Annotated in this window: 23 protein-coding genes; 5 read left to right on the top strand and 18 right to left on the bottom strand. The window is 68.1% G+C overall.

Annotated elements, in window-relative coordinates; all coding sequences use genetic code 11:
• Positions 1-12: 12 nt before the first annotated feature.
• From BZF57_RS02795 to hisG, 7 genes are all read right to left on the bottom strand, one after another.
• Positions 13-891 (bottom strand): cupin-like domain-containing protein, encoded by an 879-nt coding sequence (locus BZF57_RS02795; protein WP_086734363.1) that lies wholly within the window; start codon positions 889-891, stop codon positions 13-15.
• Positions 892-893: 2 nt separating this feature from the next.
• The gene (locus BZF57_RS02800) at positions 894-2,051 is read right to left on the bottom strand and encodes a GNAT family N-acetyltransferase (RefSeq protein ID WP_240505825.1); all 1,158 of its coding nucleotides are present in this window, start codon (positions 2,049-2,051) and stop codon (positions 894-896) included.
• Between the two features lie 180 nt (positions 2,052-2,231).
• Positions 2,232-4,349 carry a sodium-translocating pyrophosphatase gene (locus BZF57_RS02805; RefSeq protein ID WP_086734634.1) on the bottom strand — a complete coding sequence of 706 codons (2,118 nt, stop codon included), beginning with the start codon at positions 4,347-4,349 and terminating at the stop codon, positions 2,232-2,234.
• A gap of 180 nt (positions 4,350-4,529) precedes the next feature.
• The gene (gene thiL / locus BZF57_RS02810) at positions 4,530-5,387 is read right to left on the bottom strand and encodes a thiamine-phosphate kinase (RefSeq protein WP_086734365.1); all 858 of its coding nucleotides are present in this window, start codon (positions 5,385-5,387) and stop codon (positions 4,530-4,532) included.
• A 204-nt stretch (positions 5,388-5,591) separates the two neighbouring features.
• The gene (gene nusB, locus BZF57_RS02815; protein WP_086734367.1) at positions 5,592-6,056 is read right to left on the bottom strand and encodes a transcription antitermination factor NusB; all 465 of its coding nucleotides are present in this window, start codon (positions 6,054-6,056) and stop codon (positions 5,592-5,594) included.
• Positions 6,053-7,351, bottom strand: coding sequence for a histidinol dehydrogenase (gene hisD / locus BZF57_RS02820; protein ID WP_086734369.1), 1,299 nt, complete (start codon positions 7,349-7,351; stop codon positions 6,053-6,055). The genes nusB and hisD overlap by 4 nt, the downstream gene beginning before the upstream one ends.
• Positions 7,348-8,028, bottom strand: coding sequence for an ATP phosphoribosyltransferase (gene hisG / locus BZF57_RS02825; RefSeq protein ID WP_086734371.1), 681 nt, complete (start codon positions 8,026-8,028; stop codon positions 7,348-7,350). Before hisG ends, hisD begins: the two co-directional genes overlap by 4 nt.
• Before the next feature lie 45 nt (positions 8,029-8,073).
• Between hisG and BZF57_RS02830 the strand changes: the two genes are divergently transcribed.
• Positions 8,074-9,168 (top strand): DUF2332 domain-containing protein, encoded by a 1,095-nt coding sequence (locus tag BZF57_RS02830; RefSeq protein WP_086734373.1) that lies wholly within the window; start codon positions 8,074-8,076, stop codon positions 9,166-9,168.
• A 110-nt stretch (positions 9,169-9,278) separates the two neighbouring features.
• Here BZF57_RS02830 and BZF57_RS02835 read toward each other — a convergent pair whose 3' ends face one another.
• Genes BZF57_RS02835 through BZF57_RS02850 form a run of 4 tightly spaced genes read right to left on the bottom strand, consistent with a single transcriptional unit; the run spans position 9,279 to position 11,748 of the window.
• A complete protein-coding gene (locus tag BZF57_RS02835; RefSeq protein WP_086734375.1) occupies positions 9,279-10,169 on the bottom strand; it encodes an alpha/beta fold hydrolase in 891 nt (296 codons plus the stop codon).
• Positions 10,169-10,978, bottom strand: a complete 810-nt coding sequence (locus BZF57_RS02840; protein WP_086734377.1) for an SDR family NAD(P)-dependent oxidoreductase — start codon at positions 10,976-10,978, stop codon at positions 10,169-10,171. The genes BZF57_RS02835 and BZF57_RS02840 overlap by 1 nt, the downstream gene beginning before the upstream one ends.
• A 51-nt stretch (positions 10,979-11,029) precedes the next feature.
• Complete coding sequence (locus BZF57_RS02845) at positions 11,030-11,485, bottom strand: NUDIX hydrolase (protein WP_086734379.1); 456 nt, start codon at positions 11,483-11,485, stop codon at positions 11,030-11,032.
• Positions 11,482-11,748, bottom strand: coding sequence for a BolA family protein (locus BZF57_RS02850; protein ID WP_086734381.1), 267 nt, complete (start codon positions 11,746-11,748; stop codon positions 11,482-11,484). The genes BZF57_RS02845 and BZF57_RS02850 overlap by 4 nt, the downstream gene beginning before the upstream one ends.
• Before the next feature lie 80 nt (positions 11,749-11,828).
• Between BZF57_RS02850 and BZF57_RS02855 the strand changes: the two genes are divergently transcribed.
• Complete coding sequence (locus tag BZF57_RS02855; protein WP_086734383.1) at positions 11,829-12,422, top strand: J domain-containing protein; 594 nt, start codon at positions 11,829-11,831, stop codon at positions 12,420-12,422.
• Positions 12,423-12,426: 4 nt separating this feature from the next.
• Here BZF57_RS02855 and aac(6') read toward each other — a convergent pair whose 3' ends face one another.
• The 5 genes from aac(6') to BZF57_RS02880 are packed head-to-tail and all read right to left on the bottom strand — an operon-like array spanning position 12,427 to position 15,462.
• A complete protein-coding gene (aac(6'), locus tag BZF57_RS02860; protein WP_206073181.1) occupies positions 12,427-12,882 on the bottom strand; it encodes an aminoglycoside 6'-N-acetyltransferase in 456 nt (151 codons plus the stop codon).
• 24 nt (positions 12,883-12,906) lie between these two features.
• Positions 12,907-13,563, bottom strand: a complete 657-nt coding sequence (locus tag BZF57_RS02865) for a glutathione S-transferase family protein (protein ID WP_086734385.1) — start codon at positions 13,561-13,563, stop codon at positions 12,907-12,909.
• Entirely contained in the window at positions 13,560-14,195 is a 636-nt protein-coding gene (locus tag BZF57_RS02870) for a glutathione S-transferase family protein (protein ID WP_086734387.1), read from the bottom strand. Before BZF57_RS02870 ends, BZF57_RS02865 begins: the two co-directional genes overlap by 4 nt.
• Positions 14,196-14,198: 3 nt before the next feature.
• Positions 14,199-14,570: a DUF1428 family protein gene (locus BZF57_RS02875; protein WP_086734389.1), complete on the bottom strand. Its 372-nt coding sequence runs from the start codon at positions 14,568-14,570 to the stop codon at positions 14,199-14,201.
• Between the two features lie 52 nt (positions 14,571-14,622).
• Entirely contained in the window at positions 14,623-15,462 is an 840-nt protein-coding gene (locus BZF57_RS02880) for an oxygenase MpaB family protein (protein ID WP_086734640.1), read from the bottom strand.
• A gap of 116 nt (positions 15,463-15,578) precedes the next feature.
• Here BZF57_RS02880 and cobS point away from each other — a divergent pair, with 116 nt between their 5' ends.
• From cobS to BZF57_RS02895, 3 genes are read left to right on the top strand one after another with little or no spacing between them, the layout of a single operon-like run.
• Positions 15,579-16,556 carry a cobaltochelatase subunit CobS gene (gene cobS, locus BZF57_RS02885; protein WP_086734391.1) on the top strand — a complete coding sequence of 326 codons (978 nt, stop codon included), beginning with the start codon at positions 15,579-15,581 and terminating at the stop codon, positions 16,554-16,556.
• Positions 16,556-17,272, top strand: a complete 717-nt coding sequence (locus BZF57_RS02890) for a TonB family protein (protein WP_086734393.1) — start codon at positions 16,556-16,558, stop codon at positions 17,270-17,272. The genes cobS and BZF57_RS02890 overlap by 1 nt, the downstream gene beginning before the upstream one ends.
• A 44-nt stretch (positions 17,273-17,316) precedes the next feature.
• Entirely contained in the window at positions 17,317-19,509 is a 2,193-nt protein-coding gene (locus tag BZF57_RS02895; RefSeq protein WP_086734395.1) for a transglycosylase domain-containing protein, read from the top strand.
• On the opposite strand, the gene BZF57_RS02900 is transcribed toward BZF57_RS02895, so the two are convergent.
• Positions 19,506-19,901 (bottom strand): PaaI family thioesterase, encoded by a 396-nt coding sequence (locus tag BZF57_RS02900; RefSeq protein ID WP_086734397.1) that lies wholly within the window; start codon positions 19,899-19,901, stop codon positions 19,506-19,508. The genes BZF57_RS02895 and BZF57_RS02900 overlap by 4 nt on opposite strands.
• The gene (locus BZF57_RS02905) at positions 19,894-20,379 is read right to left on the bottom strand and encodes a PaaI family thioesterase (RefSeq protein WP_086734642.1); all 486 of its coding nucleotides are present in this window, start codon (positions 20,377-20,379) and stop codon (positions 19,894-19,896) included. Before BZF57_RS02905 ends, BZF57_RS02900 begins: the two co-directional genes overlap by 8 nt.
• Positions 20,380-20,405: the final 26 nt, after the last annotated feature.

The raw sequence follows: 20,405 nt of genomic DNA on the forward strand, positions 1-20,405 counted from the left end.
CATGCTGCGGGTTTACCCTCCCGTCAATCCGAGCTTCCGCAACACCCGGAAGGCATAGGCCTTGGCATAGTTCTGGTGCGGGAAGCGCCCGGGGGCCTTGGGGCTGAAGCCCCGCGCGCGCAGGATCGCGTTGAAGATGCGCGCGTCGCTTTCGCGGTAGGACCATTCGCTGCGCCAGGTGATCGACAGCGAGACCGATGGCGCGGGGCCATTCTTCACGAAGTGCGGGGCCATGACGGGTACGAACAGCGCCTCGCCGGGGGCGAGCGGGAATTCGGTGCCCGCGCTAAGCATCGCATCGTCCCACTTCAGTTCGCGCGGGCCGCCCGAATGGTAGATCTCGTGGGCTTCGTCCGGTACGAAACGGGTGTCGCCCGCTGGGAACTGGGTCATCACCTTGGTGCCGCGAATCTGGAGCAGGATGTTGTGCTCCGGATCGAAATGGTAGGGCGTGACCGAATTGGGCGAGGACACGAAGATGAACCCCTGCGGCGTCAGCATCGCGCCGGTCGCCGCCTCGATCTCGGGACGGATTTCTTCCAGCAGCCCGAGCAGCAGGTCGCGATAGGCGGGCACCTGCTCGATGTTCTTGAGCACCGCCCAGCTCTCGGCCTCGGCCACCTTGCGGATGGTTTCGGCGATGGTCATGCCGTTGGAGCCGGGCTTGCCGTCGACCCCGATGGGCAGATCGCCGCGGTTATACTCGACACTGGAGAGCGGCAGCCCTTCCGCCAGCTGCGCCAGCGCCTCGATCTCGAGCAGCGGGTGGCTGGTGAGGCTGTGGCCGAGGATATGCGGCTTTTCCGGGTAATGGCGGGCAAAGCGCGCGCGGGCGGGCGCGTCGAAGACGGGGGCGGCAAGCGCGTCGGCAAAGCGGGCAGGGGCGTTCATGGTCAGCTCCTCGGGCGGGTTTCGTAGGCCTTGAGCAGGCGGAAGGCGGTGCGGCGGAGCCATCCGCCGATAGCGATATTGCGGCTCTCCATGCGGCGCGCGTCGCGCCACAGGCGTTCGATCATCGGGTGGCCTTCCACCGCGCAGCTATCGGCCCATTCGATGCCGGGCCGCTCCAGCAGGGCGAGGTTCTCCAGTTGCAGCAGCATCCCCGGAGAAAAGCGCGCATAGGCCTCGTCGAAGGCGGTCTTGTAGCTGTAGGCGCCTGGCGCGGTGATGAAGTTCGCGAGCATCGCGATCGCACGGCCATCGAGCCGGAGTGCGAGGCGTTCGAGCCGCCCCGCCGCCGCAGCCCCCGCCAGCGCCTCTTCGAACAGCGCGCGGGTATCGGGGGCGGAGGCCAGCGCGGAGCCCGCCTCGCCCTTCCATCCGGCGGCTTCGAGTGCGAGGAATTCGGCGGTCCAAGAGGCTAGGCCTTCGTCGCCTTCGACACGCTCGAAGGCGAGCGCGCCTTCCTCGGCCAGCCGGTTATGCTGGCGCCGCAGTTCCTTGCGCTTCTTGGCGCTCATCGCGGCTTCGAGATAGGCCGCCGCGGTGGTCTCGCCCGCCAGCATCGCGCGGTTCTCCCGCGAGGCGACGTAGTGTGCCGCACCCCGGCGCGCGAGCACCCTGTCGAGCGCGGCCACGAGCGGGCCGTCGGCGGGAAGCTGCGGCAGGTGGAGGAACAGCGCGCGGGCCGGGCGGCGGTCGAAATGGGTGAGGAGGTCGTCCCAGAAGGCCTCCTCCAGCCCCTCGGCCACCAGCGGCGTGCCGCAGAAGGCATTGGCGTGGAGCCACCCGGCGGCATGGGTGATCGGGTGGCCGTAATAGCGTGAAGGCCGCGACACGGGCAGCAGCCCGGCGAGCCGCCCCTCGTGGAACCACGCCTTGATCCTGACGCCCTCGCCCCACTGGCGCAGGCCGGGGATCAGGTACCACGGCTCGAAGAAGGGATTGGGCTCGGCCGCGCGGGCGACAAGGCGCTCCCATGCCGCGAGGAAAGCGGGCTCTTCCAGATCGGCGAGGGTCAGCAAGCGCAGCTGGCCATGCGGCAGGACGATGGGGGCGGCCGAAGCCCCGCCCGCACGGGTGCGAAAGCTGTCCGCACGTCCCATGTCCATCGTCGTTAACCCTGCCTTGCCCTGCAAATCTGCATATCCTCGCGGGTTCATCGCATAGGGCGATTAAGAAAGCCTCAGCGGGAGCGAGGGGTGTCCGATGCGGGGACAGGGGTACCGGCAAAGATAAACCCCGCCGGGATCGCGCCCGGCGGGGTTGAGATTTTCACCGACTGGAACGGCTTACGCCGCTCCGTGCGCCAGCGCCGCGAGCAGCAGCAACGCCACGATGTTGGTGATCTTGATCATCGGGTTGACCGCCGGGCCGGCGGTGTCCTTGTAGGGATCGCCGACCGTATCGCCCGTCACTGCGGCCTTGTGGGCTTCGGAGCCCTTGCCGCCGTGGTTGCCGTCCTCGATGTACTTCTTGGCGTTGTCCCACGCCCCGCCGCCGGCGGTCATCGAGAGCGCGACGAACAGCCCGCCCACGATTACGCCCAGCAGCAGCGCGCCCAGCGCCGCAAAGCCGTTGTCTTGCCCTGCGATCGCGGTGATCACGAAGTAGACCACAACCGGCGCCAGCACGGGCAGCAGCGAGGGGATGATCATCTCCTTGATCGCGGCCTTCGTCACGAGGTCGACGGTGCGGGCATAGTCGGGCTTGGAGGTGCCTTCCATGATACCGGGATTGGTGCGGAACTGCTCGCGCACGTCCACCACCACGTCGCCCGCCGCGCGGCCGACCGCGGTCATGCCCATCGCGCCGAACAGGTAGGGCAGCAGCGCCCCCAGCAGCAGGCCGACGATCACGAAGGGGTTCTCGAGGCTGAAGTCCACCTCGACATTCGGGAAGAAGGTCCGAAGGTCGGTGGTGTAGGCCGCGAACAGCACCAGCGCGCCGAGGCCCGCCGAACCGATGGCATAGCCCTTGGTCACGGCCTTGGTGGTGTTGCCGACGGCGTCCAGAAGGTCCGTCTTTTCGCGCACGCTATCGTCCAGACCCGACATCTCGGCGATCCCGCCGGCGTTGTCGGTGACCGGGCCATAGGCGTCGAGCGCCACGACCATCCCGGCCAGCGCCAGCATCGAGGTTGCCGCGTAGGCGATCCCCATGAGGCCGGCGAGACCATAGGCGATGATGATCCCGAACACGATCACCAGCGTCGGCAGCGCGGTCGCCTCGAGGCTGATCGCGAGGCCCTGGATCACGTTGGTGCCGTGGCCGGTTTCCGAAGCCTTGGCGATCGAGCGCACCGGACGGTACTTGGTGCCGGTGTAATACTCGGTGATCCAGATGATGAGGCCGGTGATGGCAAGGCCGAGCAGGGCGCAGTAGAACAGGCTCATGCCGGTGAAGCCGAGCGTGGTTGCGCTCGTCGCCTCGCCGTTGAGGGCTACGTTCATGTCGCCCAGCGCGAAGGTCATCACGCCGTAGATGGCCGGGATCGAGGTCACCGCGGTGACGATGAAGCCCTTGTACATGGCCCCCATCACGTTGGTCCCGCCGCCGAGGCGCACGAAGTAGGTGCCCAGGATCGAGGTGACGATGCACACGCCGCCGATCAGCAGCGGCAGCGCCATCATCGGCAGTAGCAGATCGCCGAGGCCGGTGAGCAGCAACGCGGTGAGCACCATGGTGGCGCCAACGGTGACGACATAGGTCTCGAACAGGTCCGCGGCCATCCCGGCGCAGTCGCCGACGTTGTCGCCCACGTTGTCCGCGATCACGGCGGGGTTGCGCGGGTCATCCTCGGGGATGCCCGCCTCGACCTTGCCGACAAGGTCCGCGCCGACGTCCGCCGCCTTGGTGAAGATCCCGCCGCCCAGACGCGCGAAGATCGAGATCAGCGAGGCGCCGAAGGCGAGGCCGACGAGACCGTCGATCACGGCGCGGCTCGAAGGCGTCAGGCCCATCGGCCCGACCATGACATAGAAGAACACGGCGATCGCGAGCAGCGCGAGGCCGGCCACCAGCATGCCGGTGATCGCGCCCGCGCGGAAGGCAAGGGTCAGACCGGCCTGCAGCCCTTCCGAGGCCGCCTGTGCCGTCCGGACGTTCGAGCGGACCGAGATGTTCATCCCGATATAGCCCGCCACGCCCGAGAGCACGGCGCCGGTGACGAAGCCGATCACCGCGGTGGTGCCGAGCGCGAAGGCGACGATCGCGGCGACGACGACGCCGACGATCGCGATGGTGGTGTATTGACGGTTCAGGTAGGCCTGAGCCCCTTCCTGGATCGCGGCGGCAATTTCCTGCATCCGCGCATTGCCGGCGCTCGCACTGAGCACCTGCTGGCTGGTGATGATGCCATAGACAATGGCAAGCACCCCCAGCCCAATCGAAATGAGCAATAGATTCACGAGCAATCCCCTCTCGTCTTATGTTGCTTCCCCTTCGCAGGGGCGCATGCGCCTCGTTGTGATCCCATGGGCGCAAGGCGGACAGTCATAGGGGCTTGCCGGGGGCTGGCAAGTCTCTGGGCGAGTGCCAATCCCCGTTTTGCGACGGTTTCAGCGATTTTGGGAGGGCAGGGCGCCCGCTCAGCCGTGGCGGTAGCCGAGGCTGGCGGGATCGCCGCGGGCCTCGCTGTCGAGCAAAAGCGGTGCTTTGCCAGAGGCTTGCACGGTTCCGATCCGGTGCGCGGGCACGGGCAGGGCGGCCGAGGGCGGGGCGGTGAAGAGCAACTCGTAATCATCGCCCCAGCGCAGGCAATCATCGGCGCGGGCCGGATCGGCGACGGGGATCGCTTCCCGCGAGAGGGCTAGCGTCACCCCGCTTGCTTCGGCCATGCGGTAGGCATCGAGCAGGAGGCCGTCGGAAACGTCCATCATTGCAGAGACTTGCGCCGCTAGTGCGCGGCCTTCGGCGAGGCGCGGCTGCGGGCGGTTGAAGGCTGCGAGGTGTTCGGGGTCGCCCTCGAACCCCAGCATCGCCCGGCCGACCGGGCCGGTGATCCAGACCCCGTCGCCCGGCTGCGCGCCGCTGCGGGAGGGGACGGGGGTGTGGCTCGCCCGCCCGATGGCGGTAAGGCCGAAGGCGCGCGGGCCGTGTGCCGCTATGGTGTCGCCGCCGAGCAGGGGCGTGTCGAAAGCTTCGAGCGCCTCGTGCAAACCCTTGATAAAGCGTGCATCTCCATCGCCCAGCATGTGCCCCAGCAGCACCCCCACCGGCTCCGCGCCCTTGGCGGCGAGGTCGGAGAGGTTGGTCGCGACCAGCTTCCATGCGACGTCGGCCAGATCGGCATCGGGGCGGAAGTGGGTACCCTCGGCCATCATGTCGTGGGTGAGGACGAGGGTTTCTCCCCCCACCGTCAGCACCGCGCAGTCATCCGCCAGCCCGCGCGCGGCGGGGTGGAGGGGCAGCGCGCGCAGGGCGGCGATGAAATCCGGCTCGTTCATGCCCGCTGATGCCTAGCCAATCGTCCGGGCCTTGTCGAAGGCTCGATGTTTCACGTGAAACCGCCCCGCGATGTCCCGCTGGAGGGGGTCTGAAGGGGTCTAGCGGGGGTCTGGAGGGGGTCTGGTGGGGTGCGAGTGCCCTGCGAGTGCCCTGCGAGTGCGCGGCTGGATCCCCGCCTGCGCGGGGATGACGGCGGAAGGCCCTTACCGCGCCGCTTTCGCCACGGCATCGAGAATGCCGTTCACGAACTTCGCCTGCCCGTCGTCGAAGAAGGCCTTGGCGACCTCGACATATTCGTTGATCGCCACCGCGGCGGGCACATCGTTGCGCGCCAGCAGCTCGTAGGTGCCCGCACGCAGCACCTGCAGCATCGCCTTGTCGAGCCGCGCGAGGTTCCATCCGGCGGCGAGCTTGCTTGCCACCAGCGCGTCGATCTCCTCGCGCCGCGCGTCCACCCCGCGCACCACGTCGTCGAAGAACGGCACTTCGGCCTCGGCATATTCCGCCGCGTCGAAGGCGTCCTCGTCGATCGTGCGGCCGAGGCGATGCTGGTGGAATTCGTCGAGCAGCCGCGCCAGCGCGGTGCCTTCCATGTGCTGCTGGTAGAGCGCCTGCACGGCGGCGAGACGCGCAGCCGAACGGGCCTGCGAGCGTGCGGGTTGGTTCATTTGATCCTCAGTTCCACGGACTTGGCGTGGGCAGGTAGCCCCTCGGCATGGGCGAGGGTCGCGGCGGCGGGGCCGACGGCAGCGAAGGAGGCCTCGTCAAGGCCGAGGAAGCTGGTGCGCTTCATGAAATCGAGCACCGAAAGCCCGCTCGAAAAGCGCGCGCGGCGGCCCGTGGGGAGCACGTGGTTCGGCCCCGCGACATAGTCGCCGACCGCCTCGGGCGTCATGCGGCCGAGGAAGATGCTGCCCGCGTGGCGGATCGCGCCGAGATAGGGCTCGGGATCGTCGACCGCGATCTCGACGTGTTCGGCGGCGAGGCGGTTGGCGAGCGCCGGGGCCTCGGCGAGGAGATCGTTGACGACGATCATAACGCCATGCGCATCCCACGATGCGCGCGCGGTCTTGGCGGTGGCAAGCTGGGTGATCTGCAAGTCGATGCAGTCCTCGACCTGTCGCGCGAAGCCCGCATCGTCGGTGATGAGGATCGACTGCGAGGTCGGGTCATGCTCGGCCTGCGAAAGCAGATCGGCGGCGATCCAGTCGGGATCGTTCTTGCCATCGGCGATAACGAGGATTTCCGAAGGCCCGGCGACCATGTCGATGCCGACCACGCCGTAAAGCTGGCGCTTGGCCTCGGCCACCCAGGCATTGCCCGGGCCGGTGATGACATCGACCGGGCGGATGCGCTGCGTGCCATAGGCGAGCGCGCCGACTGCCTGTGCCCCGCCGACGCGCCAGATCTCGTCGACGCCCGCGATGTGGGCTGCGGCGAGCACCAGCGGGTTCGACTGGCCCTTGGGCGTCGGGGTGACGACCACCAGCCGCTCCACGCCCGCGACCCGCGCCGGAATGGCGTTCATCAGCAGCGATGAGGGATAGGCCGCGCGCCCGCCCGGGACATAGAGCCCCGCCGCATCCACCGGACGCCAGATAGCGCCGAGCCTGACGCCCGCGCCGTCGATATAGTCGCGGTTCGCGGGCAGCTGCGCCTCGTGATAGGCGCGGATGCGCGCGGCGGCGAGTTCGAGCGCCTCGCGCAGATCGGGGGCCAGCTCGTTATAGGCCTGCTCGCAGCGTTCACGGGTGATCAGCCAGTCGGCATCGTCCACCAGCGTATAGCCATCGAAGCGCTGGGTGTATTCCACCAGCGCCGCATCGCCCCGGCCCTTCACCGCCTGAAGGATGCTCGACACCTGCCCCGCGACATCGCTGTCGGATTCGCGGCGGGCATCGACGATGCGGGCGAACTTCGTCTCGAAATCGGGATCGAGCGTGGAGAGGAGGGAGAGGGTCATGCCGGCTCGCGCGCCTCGGCTTCGCGGCGGAAGGCATCGACCAGCGCGGCGACGCGGCGGTCGGTCTTCAGCGCGGTGCGGTTGACGATCAGGCGCGCGGAAATCTCGAGGATGGTGGCGGTCTCGACCAGACCGTTCTCACGCAGGGTCGTGCCGGTCGAGACGAGATCGACGATCTGGCGCGCGAGGCCGAGCGAGGGGGCGAGCTCCATCGCGCCGTTCAGCTTGACGCACTCGGCCTGCACGCCCGCGGCCTCGAAATGGCGGCGGGTGAGGCTGGGATATTTGGTCGCAACCCGCAGGTGGCTGACGCTGGCGGCTTCCTCGGTGTCGTTCGCCATGCGTGCGACCGACAGGCGGCACAGGCCGATGCCGAGATCGACGGGGGCGTAGAGATCGGCGTAGTCGAATTCCTCGATCACGTCCGAGCCGACGATCCCGACCTGCGCCGCGCCGTGGGCGACGAAGGTCGCCACGTCGAAGGCGCGTACGCGGATGATGCGCATGTCGGGGCGGGTGCAGGCAAAGGCGAGCGCGCGGCTCTTGGGATCGTGGAACTCGGCATCCGGCTCCACACCCGCGCGCGCCATCACGGGAAGCGCCTCGTCGAGGATGCGCCCCTTGGGGACAGCAAACGTGAGCTGTCCGATATTGTCGGGAAGGCCGATGGTGGTCATGATCGGGGGCGCACTTAAGGGCGCGGGACGGAAAGGGCAATGGGAATGGCGGGAACGGGTGAACGGCCGACCTATGAACTGATCGACATGAATACGAAGGGCGAAGGCGCGGTGGCGACCGCGTTCGCCAATCAGGTCGCCTATTGCGTCCACGGCGGCGCGCCGCTGACCGCGCGGATTGTCGCGGGGGTGGCGGCGCTGCTCGAGGCAGGGGAGCCGGGCGAGTTACTCGACCGGGTGAGGGGCTGGCAGGGCGCACCGCTCGCCGATGCGCTGCCCTTGCGGGTGGCGGGGGGACTTCATGCGCTGCACCTTTCGGGCGCGGCGGCGGAGCTGGCGCCGATCTATGCGGGGGAGGCGGCGGACGATGCGGCGGTGATCGCGGGGGTGATCGCGCGCCACGAGGCCGCGCTGCTCCCGTGGCTCGATGGCCCGCCGCAGACCAACGAAGCGGGGCGCTCGGCCAATTTCATCGCGGCGATGCTGTGGCTGGCGGAGCAGGGCCTGCCGCCGGTGTTCGAATGCCTCGAGATCGGATCGAGCGCGGGGATCAACCTGATGCTGGATCGCTATGCCTATAACCTCGGCGGGGTGAGGGCAGGGCCGCAGGATGCGGTGATGCACTTCGCGCCGGAGTGGCGGGGGGCGCCGCCGCCCGCGCGGGACATCGCCATCCTTTCGACCAAGGGCTGCGATGTCGCGCCGGTCGACCTCACCGATCCCGCGCAGGCGCTCCGGCTCAAGGCCTATATCTGGCCCGAGCACAAAGTCCGCTTCGAGCGGATGGACGCGGCGATCCGTGCGGCGGGCGAGCGCAGGCCCGCGATCGTGCAGGCCACCGCCGCCGATTTCGTCGAGGCCGAGCTGTCGAAACCGCAGGCGGCGGGCACCACGCGGATGCTGATGCACTCGATCGTGTGGCAATATGTCCCTGCCGACCAGCAGGCGCGGGTGACGGCGGCGATGGAAGCGGCAGGCGCGGCGGCGACAGCCGAGCGCCCGCTCGCCTGGGTGCAGGTCGAGGCGGACCGCACCGTCCACTGCCACAAGCTGACGGTGCGATACTGGCCTGGCGGGGCCGAGGAAGTGCAACTCGCCTGGTCGCATCCGCACGGGGCGGATGTGGAGTGGGTGGTTTAGTCCAACGCCGGTCGTGCTGAGCCTGTCGAAGCACCGTCTTTCCTGACGCAGCGCGCAGTGTCAGAAGAAAAGTGCGGCCCTTCGACAAGCTCAGGGCGAACGGGGAAAGGTTATCCTGCGAGGAACTTTTCCATCGCCGCATTGACTGCCTCCGGCGCTTCCCACGGGACGAAGTGCCCGCAATCCGGCACCTTCACGATTGTCAGCGGGTCGATGATCTCCTCCAGCCCCTCGAGGTTCTCGGGCGGCAGGGCGAGGTCGTCCAAGGCCCAGATCACCAGTGTCGGGATCGTCAGCTTCGGCAGGGCCGGGGGCGTCCAGCCCTCGGGAATCGCGAAAGGCGCGTCCATCTCCGGCACGTCGATCGGGCTTGCGCGGTAGTAGTTGAGCATGCCGAAGGCCGCGTCGCGGTTCTGCCAGTCGCGGAGCAACGCATCGCGCTCCTCGGGCTCCATTGCGCTGGGGCGGTCCCACTTGACCTCTTTCAGCAGCAGGCCGGTAAGCCCATGCTCCTTCACCAGCGCGTCGTTGGCGGGGTCGCGGAAGCCGCGGATGTACTGGCTCGCCTCGCGCTGGCCGGGGTGGGTGTAGAGCAGGCGCTGGAACACCACCGGGTGCGGCGCATTGGCGATCACCGCCCGCGTCACCCGCGCGTGCTGGCCGCCCAGCGCTACCCCCCAGGCAATCGCGCCGCCCCAGTCGTGCCCGACGATGGTGAAATGCGCGATCCCCAGCGTGTCGGCGAGCAGGAAGATGTCGCCGATCAGCTTGTCGGGGGTATAGGCCTCCACGATCTGCGGCTTGGACGAGCCGCGATAGCCGCGCTGATCGGGCGCGATGCAGCGATAGCGGTCCTTGAAATGCGCGATCTGGTGGCGCCAGGTGCGGTGGCTTTCGGGAAAGCCGTGGAGGAAGATCAGCACCGGCGCATCCACCGGACCTTCGTCGACGATGTCGAGGTGGATGCCGTTGGGCAGGTGAACGCGTTTCTGGTCAAACATCACTGCTGCTCCAGCTTGTCCATGTAGCCCTTGGCGACCATCCCTGCGACCTGATCGAACAGCGCCTCGGGTGTGCGGCGCGCCTCGCCCATGGCGAGCTCCATGCCTTCGGCGACGATGATCTCGCGCGTGCCGGCTGCGATGCCATCGAGCATCTGGCGCGCGGCGACGTCGGCCGGGATGCCCTCGTCGATCGCCTTGTCGGACCGGCCGCGCTGCGAACCATCGGCGTTGAGCGCGTTCCTCGACACGTTGGTCGCGACCGAACCGGGGTAGATCGTGTGGACGCTGACGTCGTTGATCGACAGCTCCGCCCGCAGCGCATCGGCATAGCCCGCAAGGCCGAATTTGGCGGCGGAATAGGCGGTGCGCATCGGCACGCCGACCTTGCCCGCAATCGAGGAAATGAACCCGAGCGCCCCCGATCCGCGCTCCGCCATGTGGCCGATCAGCCCCTGAGTGAAGGCAATCTGGGCGAGAAGGTCTACCTCGATAATGTCGCGGTAGACCTGCATCGAGGTCTTAAGCGCGCGGCTGCGCTGCGAAATCCCGGCATTGGCGAAGGCGATGTCGACATGGCCCTTCCACGCGATGGCTTTCGCCGTGGCGTCGGCCAGCGCGGCCTCGTCGCGCACGTCGAAAGTGAGGATCAGCGTCTCGCCGCAGTCCGCCGCCACTTCCGCGAGGCGAGCCTCGTCACGCCCCGATAGAACAACGTGTGCACCGCGCGCTGCCAGCTCGCGCGCCAGCGCCGCGCCTATCCCTGAGGATGCGCCGGTGATCCATGCCACCTTGCCTGCAAAATCCATGTCTCTCTCCCTTTTGGCGAGAGGACTAGCGGGCGCTGGCGGCAAGGGCAATCAGGTTGCGGTTTGCGACCTAATCATCTCGGCCAGTTCCACCGGATAGACCGCCTCGTGCCAGGTCTCCAGCTCGCCGAGCGTGAACCAGCGGTGCTGCGTCATCACTTGCTGTTCGAGCGCGGTGTGGCCGTCCGTGCTGACCTGCGTATCGGCGACGCGGACGAGGAAGAAGCGCTCGTCCGCCTGCACCGGCTCGCCCTCGACCGTGACGAATTCGGGCGTCATCCGCGCGATCTGCGGGCCGGGATCGGCGGTGATGCCGGTCTCCTCGAAGAGCTCGCGCCGCGCCGCGTCCTCGAAAGTCTCGCCCGGATCGACCTCGCCGCCCGCCGTCACCCAGAACGGGTCGCGTTCCGGCACGTCATAGCGGAACATCAGCGCGCGGGTCTCGGCGTCGAGCACGATGATCCGCGCCGCGCGGCGCAGGCGCAGGGCGGGATTGAGGGTGGTCACGCCTCCGGCACGCTCGCCTTGATCGCCACCGCGTGCACCCGCTGGCCGACAATGTCCCCCAGCGCCGCGATCACCGCGCGCTGGCGGGCGAGGCGGTTCATGGGCGCGAAGGCGGCGGATTCGATCTCGACGGTGAAATGCGATTCGCCCGAACCGTCGTCGCCCATGTGGCCCGAATGCTTGGCGCTGTCGTTGATGATCGCCAGCCGCGTCGGCGCGAAGGCCTCGGTCAGGAGCGCATGCATTTCCTCGGCGACGGACATCGGGTCTTTCCTTCTTTGCAAGCGAGAGCGGCAGGTCGGGTCTTGGAACTTGGGGCCGCAATCGCCATTCAGCATGTCTTATGCCTTCACCACGATTCCACGGCCGCGTCGAGAGCCCCGGACGCGTTTGCGAAGCTCCGGGTTGCCGCGAGGCGGGCGAATTCCGCGCGCCCGGGCGGCGGCCGCATGGGTTCGACGGGCCGGGCGAATGGCGCTGGTTCTGCCTCGATCACGTGCGCGAGTTCAACGCGGGCTACGACTGGTTCGAGGGCATGAGCGCCGAGGAGATCCTGCGCGCGCAATCCCCCATCGCGGGCTGGCAGACTGAAAGCCGGGTGTTCCGCCCCACCGCCGGGATCGCCGATGGCCCGCGCTGGGCGGACTATGACGACCCGCTCGATGCCATTGCCGCACGTGCGCGCGGCATCAAGTCCCGCGCCGAGCGCGAGGCGAGGGCGGCGATGGGCGGCAGGTTCAGCCGCGAGGAAGCCGCCGCGCTGGAAGTCATGGGCCTCGGCTCCGACACCGACCGCACGCGCCTCAGGCGTCGCTATTCCGAGCTCGTCCGCCGCTATCACCCCGACCGCAACGGCGGCGACCGCGCGCACGAAGCGCAGCTGACCGCCGTGGTCGATGCCTACCAGCTATTGAGGAAGAGCGCGGCCTTCGTCTGAGCCGTCACAGCATCCGGCGGAAGAAGACGACCCGCTCGGTCTCTTCGAACCCGACCGCTTCATGGAAGGCGTGGCTGGCGGTGTTGTCGAGCAGGGCGTTGGAGGCAAGCTCGGTGCAGCCCTTGGCGCGGCCCCACTCGGCCACCGCCTCGACCAGCGCGCGCCCGACGCCCGTGCCGCGCCATTCGGGCACGATGAACGCGCCTTCTCCGAAGGCCACGGGAGAGGTGTCGCACCCGTCGACATAGTCGCGCCGGATGCTGGCTTCGACAAAGCCGAGGAGCGCGCCGTCTCGCCCCTCGGCGACGAAGGCGACCTGATCGGGATCGCCGGAGAGGAAGGTTTCGGCGATGTCCTCGGCATGGGCGGCGGCGTCGTCATCAGTCCACAACTGCGCGCGCATCGCGGCCCATTGCTGCACGTCGGCGGCGGTCGCGGGGCGGACGGTCACGGCGGTCATGGGATGCGTGTCTCCGGCAGGATTTCAATCGCGCTCCGGGGCCGGTCCGAGCGGCCAGAAATGGCGATAGGGCCGCGCCCCGTCGACCGCGCGGGCGACCGAAGGGCGCGCCAGCAGGCGGGCGCGATAGGCGCGAAGGCGCGGGTGCGTCTCGGCAATCGGATGCGTCCAGTCGGCATAGAACAGCGCCGGGGCCGCCGCGCAATCGGCCAGCGAGAAATCGTCGCCGCAGGCCCAGCGCGCATCGGGCAAGTTGGCTTCGAGCCACGCATAGACCGCAACGAGCGCCGCCTTGGCGCGGTCGATCCGACCCTGGTCGGGCGTAGGCGTGACGAAGGGCAGATGCTCGCTCACGATGGCCTGCATGTTCCCCATTACGTGATTGTCGAAAACCCGGTCCATGAAGCGCACGGCCAGCGCCTGTGCAGGATCGGCGGTGATCAGGCGCGGGCCGGGGTGGTGGAGATCGAGATGCTCGATGATGATCGAGCTTTCCGCCACGGCTGTCCCGCCGTCGTCGATCACCGGGAATTTTGCGAGCGGCCACAGGGCGGACAGCTCGGCCTGATGTTCGGCTTGGTCGGGGCCGAGCGTGCGGAACTCGTAAGTCAGCCCCTTCTCGTCCAGCGCGATGGCGGCCTTCCAGGTGTAGGACGAGAACGGGTGGCCATAGAGGATCATCCCGCCTGCTCCTGCGCCGCCTTGATGATGGCGGCGTCGATCCCGTTGGCCTCGGCATAGGCGGGGCGCTGGGTGATGCGATCGACATAGGCGCGGAAAGACGGGCGCTCGGGGATCGAGCCGAAGCGCAGGCCCCAGACGAACTGGCTGCCGACATAGGTGTCGGCCATGGTGAAGCGGTTGCCGGCCACAAAATCGTTCGCGCTCAGCCAGCTATCGAGCGCATCGAGCGTCAATTCGAAGCTGCCGAAGCCGGCCATACCGCTCTTGCCTTCGGGCACCTGCCAGCCCATCGCATTGGCGACCACCGCCTGCTCGAGCGGCCCGGCGGCGAAGAACAGCCAGCGGAAATAGGCGGCCTTCTCGTGCGTGTCGGGGAGCAGGCCTGCGTCGGGGTGGGTCTCGGCGAGGTAGTGGTTGATCGCCGCGCATTCGGTGACGATGTGGTCGTGGCCGCCGTGATGATGCACCAAGGCAGGGACCTTGTTCATCGGGTTGATGGTCTTGAAGCTTTCCGGACGTGTGGCCCAGTCGAACACCACGTGCTCGTAATCCGCGCCCGCCTCGTGCAGCGCCCAGCGGCTGATCTGGCCGCGGCTCATGGCGACGGTGTAGAAGGTGAATTCGGCCATGGCTCAGGCCTCCTTCCAGACGATGGGTTCGAACCCGCCGAAGATCATGCGCTTGCCGTCGAAGGGCATGTCGCTGCCGTCGGGATTGCCGAAATGCTCGGCCATGCGCGGGTCGGCCATCAGCTTTTCGTGGCTGGCGTCGACCGTGGCGCGGTCCGGCCAGGTGGTCCAGGCGAACACGATCTTCTCGCCCGGTTCGGCCTTCACGGCCATGCGGAAATCGGTGGTGGTGCCGTCCTTGACGTCGTCCTCCCAGCATTCGATCTGCGACAGGCAGCCGTAATCCTTGACGATGTCCCAGAACTTCTCGGCGACCTCGCGGTAAGCGTCCTTGTTGCCCTCCGGCACGGCGAGCACGAATCCCTGAACGTACATGATGCATCTCCTCCCGACCGCGCTTGTAGCAGCCGGGAAGGACGAGTGCGCATCAATTCTGGCGAAAGGCCCAGCGAAGCGTCCGGCCCATGCCCCATGTCGCCGCACGGGCGGGTAGCGCGGTCAGGACGGGGCGCTGCAAGTGCAGCATCGTGCGTGCCCAGTCGGGCAGCATGGCGACGGCATCGGCGGTGATCATGGTCTGCACGGCGAGCGGCGTGCCGGGCGGGCGCTGCGAGAGCACCAGCTGCGCGACCTCGCGCGCTTCCTTCGAGGTGGCGAGATCGTGGCGGAGTTCGCGGAAGATACGGTCCGCCTCGGCGCGGGTTTCGGGCACGGGATCGGCGCCGAGGGCGCGGGCGATCACGGCGAACTGGCGGTAGTATTCGTCCTGCTCGGCGATCGGCATCGAGGGGCGCACATGGCGGATATAGCCCGCAAGGAAGCTCTGCGCCTCGGTGACGTGAACCCAGGCGAGGGTGCGCGGATTGGTCGCCTCGTAGGGCGTCCCGTCGGGGAGCGTCCCGCCGACCTTCGCATGGATGCGGTTGACCCGCTCGATCGCTTTCAGCGCCTCGTCGCGGTGACCGAAGGTCGTGACCGCGATGAACCGCGCGGTGCGGCGCAGCCGCCCGTGCATGTCCTCGCGGAAATTGGAATGGTCGAGCACGCCCTGCAAGGCATGGGGGTGGAGCATCTGCAAGAGCAGCGCGCGCACGCCGCCGGTCATCATGCCGACGATGTCCGCGTGAACCTGCCGGATCGGCGTATCGCGCTCAAACAGCGCCTCGTCCGAGGGCGGGGTGGGTTGCTGACCGTTCGCGGTATCGTGGAACACCCCGCGCACCTGGGAGACCAGCCTGAGGCGCAGCGATTCGACCGGATCGGGCATGGGAGGAATATAGGCGCGAACCGCAAGGGCGAAAGGCGCGCTCGTCAAATTGCGAGGCAGGGGGCGCAAACCACCGCTTGCAGCCTCGCGCCATGCCGTTTAACCGTCCGCCCGCAATGACAACGATCCCCTCCGGCGCCAGCGCCATGCCCACCCAGCCCGATACCACCGTCGACGTCCGCGAGACCTTCGGCATCGATGTCGACTGGCAGGTTCCTGCCTTCTCGCAACGCGACGAACACGTGCCCGAGACCGACGGCGCCTATGTGTTCGATCCGGACACCACGCTGGCGATTCTCGCGGGCTTCGCGCACAACCGCCGGGTGATGGTGCAGGGCTATCACGGGACGGGCAAGTCGACCCACATCGAACAGGTCGCAGCCCGCCTCAACTGGCCCTCGATCCGCGTGAACTTGGACGCGCATATCAGCCGCATCGACCTCGTCGGGCGCGATGCGATCGTGCTGAAGGACGGGCTGCAGGTCACCGAGTTCAAGGAAGGCATCCTGCCCTGGGCGCTCCAGCACCCGGTGGCGCTGACCTTCGACGAATATGACGCCGGTCGCCCCGACGTGATGTTCGTGATCCAGCGCGTGCTCGAGTTCGACGGCCGCCTCACGCTGCTCGACCAGAACCGCGTGATCACGCCCAACCCGTTCTTCCGCCTGTTCGCGACGACCAACACGGTCGGCCTCGGCGACACCTCGGGCCTCTATCACGGCACGCAGGCGATCAACCAGGCGCAGATGGACCGCTGGAACATCGTTGTCGCGCTCAATTACCTGAAGCCCGAGGTCGAGCAGCAGATCGTCAAGTCGAAGACGCCGCAGAGCGACGACAAGCTGATCGCCGACATGGTGAAGGTCGCCGAACTGACCCGTCAGGGCTTCATGAACGGCGACATTTCGACCGTGATGAGCCCGCGCACCGTGATCACCTGGGCGCAGAACGCGGCGATCTTCGGCTCGACCGGCTTCGCCTTCCGCCTCTCGTTCCTCAACAAGTGCGACGAGGCCGAGCGCACGCTGGTGGCCGAATACTACCAGCGCGTCTTCGGCGAAGACCTGCCGGAAGGCGCGGGCAAGAAGCGCTGATGGGGGTGCGGGGGGCGCTCCTGCTCGTGCTCCTTGCAGCGCCGCTGGCTGCGCAGGAGACTGTCCTCGCCCCGCCGCCGCCTCGCCCGCTCGATGTCCGGATGGTGCCCGTCGCACCAGCGCCGCGGCACCCCCGGGAGGCGCGCGCCGAAAGCGTCAAGACGGTCGACATCCCGCAGGCGGCCAAGGACGAAGGCCATAATGGCCGCACGACCTACACCGCTACCGTAGGCCCCGATGGCAAGCTGGTCGCTCTGGTGCTCAAGGAAAGCTCCATGTCGCCCGCCATCGATGCCGCGGTCGAGGCGAAGGCACGCACGCTCTATTACTTCCCCGCCACCGACAAGGACGGCAACAAAGTCGAGGGCAAGGTCGACGTTTCGATGTCCTACGCCCGCCACGATGCCGACAGCCCGGGCGGCGGGATCGCAACCTACACCTGCGGCGATCTGGTGCGCGAGTGGGACTGGTTCACCGCCGCCAATGCCGGGCGGCGCAAGCTGTTCTGGCCGAACAATGCCTTCACCTCGCTCACGTCGATCGAAGCGATGCGGCAGGGCGTGACCCCGAGCCGCGAGGAACGGCTTCTGGCGCGGGCCGAGCGCGAGGAGATGTGGCTGAAGCTCATCAAGCGGTGCCGCAAGAAGCCGGCCCGGCTGATGCTCGAAGAGGTCGACCAGCCCGAGGCCTATGCGCGCCTCGTCAATTCGTTCTGACCGCTTGCGCCTGAGTGTGCTAGCCTGATAATACAGCGCTAACCATGGCGTTCTTCGACCGATTCTGGAAAGGCTCCCGCACCGGCGCTCCCGATGGGACGGGCACGCCTGCCGGCTTCTTCCCGCTCTACGAATCCTCCCGTCCCGTCGATGATGACGACGACGGGGACGTCGACGATCTCCCGCGGCCCCGCGTCTCGGCCAAGCCCGATTTCGACGCGTGGGACGCCAAGCTCGGCCTGCTCGACGAGGCGCTCGCGGTCGAGGAGAAGCGCCGCCTGCGCTGGTGGCAGCGCGATTACTGGCGGCAGCGCAGCAAGCTGTGGTGGACGGGGCGCAGCATCCTTGCCGCGCTGGCGCTGTTCGTCACGCTGGTGGGCTGGCTCGCGGTCACTGCGCCGCTCTCCAAGAGCCTCGAGCCGATTGCCCCGCCGCAGGTCACGCTGCTCGCCAGCGACGGCACGCCGATCGCGCGGCAGGGCGCGGTGGTCGAGGCGCCGGTGAAGATCAAGGACCTGCCGCCGCACGTCGCGCAGGCCTTCATCGCGATCGAGGACCGGCGGTTCTACAGCCACTGGGGCATCGACCCGCGCGGCATCGCCCGGGCGGCGTGGACGGGCTATGGCGGCGGATCGACCATCACCCAGCAGCTCGCCAAGTTCACCTTCCTCACGCCCGAACAGTCGATCAGCCGCAAGGCGCGCGAGGCGCTGATCGCGCTGTGGCTGGAGAGCTGGCTGACCAAGGACGAGATCCTCGAACGCTACCTCTCCAACGCCTATTTCGGCGACAACCAGTACGGGCTGCGCGCGGCCTCGCTGCACTATTTCTACCGCCAGCCCGAAAAGCTGCGGCCCGAACAGGCGGCGATGCTGGCGGGGCTGCTCCAGGCACCCTCGCGCTTTGCGCCGACCAAGCATTACGACAAGGCCAAGGCGCGCATGGAGCTGGTCATCAAGTCGATGGTCGAGGAGGGCTACCTCACGCAGGCCGAGGCGGACGCGCTGCCCGATCCGCGCATCGACGTGCGCACGCGCGACGACAACCTGCCGACCGGCACCTACTTTGCCGACTGGGCGCTGCCGCTGGCGCGCGAGGGGATGGATGCGGGCTATTCGCGCTCGGTGCTCACCACCACGCTGGATTCGCGGCTTCAGGCGCTCGCCAACCGCATCGTCGCGCGCGCGCCTCTGGGCAAGGCGCAGGTCGCGCTGGTGGCGATGCGCCGCAACGGCGAGGTGGTGGCGCTGGTGGGCGGGCGCGACTACGCCAAGTCGCCCTTCAACCGCGCCACGCAGGCGCGCCGCCAGCCGGGCTCGACCTTCAAGACCTTCGTTTACCTCACCGCGCTCGAGAACGGGTGGGAGCCCGACGACACCATCCCCAACACCCCTATCACGCAAGGCTCCTACCGCCCCAAGAACGCGCGCGAGCAATATTCCGACCAGATCACGCTGAAGGATGCCTTCGCCTCGTCGAGCAACGTCGCCGCGGTGCGCCTGCTGCAGGCCGTGGGGAGCGACAAGGTGATCGCCACCTCGCGCCGCCTCGGCATCACCGCACCGATGGCCGAGGGCGACCCGAGCCTCGCGCTCGGCACTTCGGCGATGACGCTGATGGAACTGACCGCCGCCTATGCCGGGATTGCTGCCAACGAATATCCGGTCGAGCCCCATGCCATCGCGCGCGGCGACCGCAGCTTCTGGGAGTGGATGACGACCCGCAGCGATTCCATGTCCTCGGACGATCACGAGGACCTTGAGGGTATGCTGCGCGCCGCGATCAACCGCGGGACGGGGCGCAACGCCTCGCTCCCCATCGCCAACTACGGCAAGACCGGCACGACGCAGGATTACCGCGACGCGCTGTTCGTGGGCTATGCGGGCGATCTGGTGGTGGGCGTGTGGATCGGGAATGACGACAACACGCCGCTGAATGGCGTCACCGGCGGCAGCCTGCCGGCGAAGATCTGGCGCGACTTCATGCGCTCGGCCCTCAAGATCGAGGCCGCGCCTGCGCCGGTGGTCGAGGATACCCCCGACCCCGAAGGCCCGGTGCAGCCGCTCGACGTTCTCGACGGGCAGGAAATCCCGCTCGGGCAGGACGGCGCGAGCGTGAAGGTGGACGAGGGCGGGGTGACCCTCAAGCAGGAGGGCGTGCCGGTCGAGGTCAGGGTCGATGGCGGGGGCGTGGTGGTGAAACCCGCACCCGGCGCAACGCCAAGCCCGCCGCCCTAGACCATTAGAATGTTCATCACGGCGGTGGCAATGGGCCGGCTGCGGTCGGTCTGCCACGCCTCGACCGTGACGTTGGCGTTGCGCCGTCCGAGCCGCGTGATGCGCCCCACGGCAAAGCTCGCCTGCGATTTGCCCGCGGCGAGATATTGCACTGTGATGTTGATCGGCTTCAGCTGCGGATCACGCCCCGCGGTGACCAGCGCGGTGCGCAGCGCGGCATAGCCCGCGTTCTCGAGCAGGCCTGCGGTCGCCCCGCCGTGGAAGTGCTGCGGGCGGCCCTCGACCGTGGGGCCGAAATCGACCGTCAGGACGGGCATCCCGCCCTCGTCCGCGCCGGTCGCGACGATCCCGAGCGAGCGGGCATAGGCGGGCAGTTCCACCGCGTCAGCCATGGCCCATCGCTCCCCTCAGCGCAGGGTTATCCTCGCGTGGGTCGGCGCCGATGGTCATGAAGCAGCCCGCGACATGGGCGACCGGATCATCCGGGCTCTCGTCATAGGCGATCCCGCGCACGAAGGCGGCGGAACGCGTGATGCGGTAGCATTCGACCCTGCCGCGCACGCTTGCCCGCTCGCGCGCGGGGCGCTGGTAATCGACGCGCAGGTCGAGCGTCGCGACCGGCTGGAAGCTGCCGCGCGTCTGCCAGATTGCCATGCCGCTCGCCATGTCCATCAGGCTGATGATCGGGCCGGAGGCGAGCACGTGGCGGCTGGAATCCCCGATCAGATCCTCGCGCCACGGCAGTTCGAGCTCGACCCAGTTGTCGCCCTGATCGGTAAAGCGCAGGCCGAGCCAGCCGGTATGGCCGTGGCGGAAGAACCACTTGGACGCCTCGCGCGCGTCGAACCGGGGGGTGGCGGGGGTGTTCATGGGGGAGCGCATAGGGCGAGGGGCGC

The sequence above is a fragment of the Erythrobacter colymbi genome, assembly GCF_002155685.1.
GTDB classification, from domain to species: Bacteria; Pseudomonadota; Alphaproteobacteria; order Sphingomonadales; family Sphingomonadaceae; genus Erythrobacter; species Erythrobacter colymbi.

Excerpts from the sequence above, each read along its gene's own strand:
- BZF57_RS02795 (WP_086734363.1), bottom strand. The coding sequence starts at position 891 with ATGAACGCCCCTGCCCGCTTTGCCGACGCGCTTGCCGCCCCCGTCTTC.
- BZF57_RS02800 (WP_240505825.1), bottom strand. The coding sequence starts at position 2,051 with ATGGACATGGGACGTGCGGACAGCTTTCGCACCCGTGCGGGCGGGGCT.
- thiL (WP_086734365.1), bottom strand. The coding sequence starts at position 5,387 with ATGAACGAGCCGGATTTCATCGCCGCCCTGCGCGCGCTGCCCCTCCAC.
- nusB (WP_086734367.1), bottom strand. The coding sequence starts at position 6,056 with ATGAACCAACCCGCACGCTCGCAGGCCCGTTCGGCTGCGCGTCTCGCC.
- hisD (WP_086734369.1), bottom strand. The coding sequence starts at position 7,351 with ATGACCCTCTCCCTCCTCTCCACGCTCGATCCCGATTTCGAGACGAAG.
- hisG (WP_086734371.1), bottom strand. The coding sequence starts at position 8,028 with ATGACCACCATCGGCCTTCCCGACAATATCGGACAGCTCACGTTTGCT.
- BZF57_RS02830 (WP_086734373.1), top strand. The coding sequence starts at position 8,074 with ATGGCGGGAACGGGTGAACGGCCGACCTATGAACTGATCGACATGAAT.
- BZF57_RS02835 (WP_086734375.1), bottom strand. The coding sequence starts at position 10,169 with ATGTTTGACCAGAAACGCGTTCACCTGCCCAACGGCATCCACCTCGAC.
- BZF57_RS02840 (WP_086734377.1), bottom strand. The coding sequence starts at position 10,978 with ATGGATTTTGCAGGCAAGGTGGCATGGATCACCGGCGCATCCTCAGGG.
- BZF57_RS02850 (WP_086734381.1), bottom strand. The coding sequence starts at position 11,748 with ATGTCCGTCGCCGAGGAAATGCATGCGCTCCTGACCGAGGCCTTCGCG.
- BZF57_RS02855 (WP_086734383.1), top strand. The coding sequence starts at position 11,829 with ATGCCTTCACCACGATTCCACGGCCGCGTCGAGAGCCCCGGACGCGTT.
- BZF57_RS02865 (WP_086734385.1), bottom strand. The coding sequence starts at position 13,563 with ATGATCCTCTATGGCCACCCGTTCTCGTCCTACACCTGGAAGGCCGCC.
- BZF57_RS02870 (WP_086734387.1), bottom strand. The coding sequence starts at position 14,195 with ATGGCCGAATTCACCTTCTACACCGTCGCCATGAGCCGCGGCCAGATC.
- BZF57_RS02875 (WP_086734389.1), bottom strand. The coding sequence starts at position 14,570 with ATGTACGTTCAGGGATTCGTGCTCGCCGTGCCGGAGGGCAACAAGGAC.
- BZF57_RS02880 (WP_086734640.1), bottom strand. The coding sequence starts at position 15,462 with ATGCCCGATCCGGTCGAATCGCTGCGCCTCAGGCTGGTCTCCCAGGTG.
- cobS (WP_086734391.1), top strand. The coding sequence starts at position 15,579 with ATGACAACGATCCCCTCCGGCGCCAGCGCCATGCCCACCCAGCCCGAT.
- BZF57_RS02890 (WP_086734393.1), top strand. The coding sequence starts at position 16,556 with ATGGGGGTGCGGGGGGCGCTCCTGCTCGTGCTCCTTGCAGCGCCGCTG.
- BZF57_RS02895 (WP_086734395.1), top strand. The coding sequence starts at position 17,317 with ATGGCGTTCTTCGACCGATTCTGGAAAGGCTCCCGCACCGGCGCTCCC.
- BZF57_RS02900 (WP_086734397.1), bottom strand. The coding sequence starts at position 19,901 with ATGGCTGACGCGGTGGAACTGCCCGCCTATGCCCGCTCGCTCGGGATC.
- BZF57_RS02905 (WP_086734642.1), bottom strand. The coding sequence starts at position 20,379 with ATGAACACCCCCGCCACCCCCCGGTTCGACGCGCGCGAGGCGTCCAAG.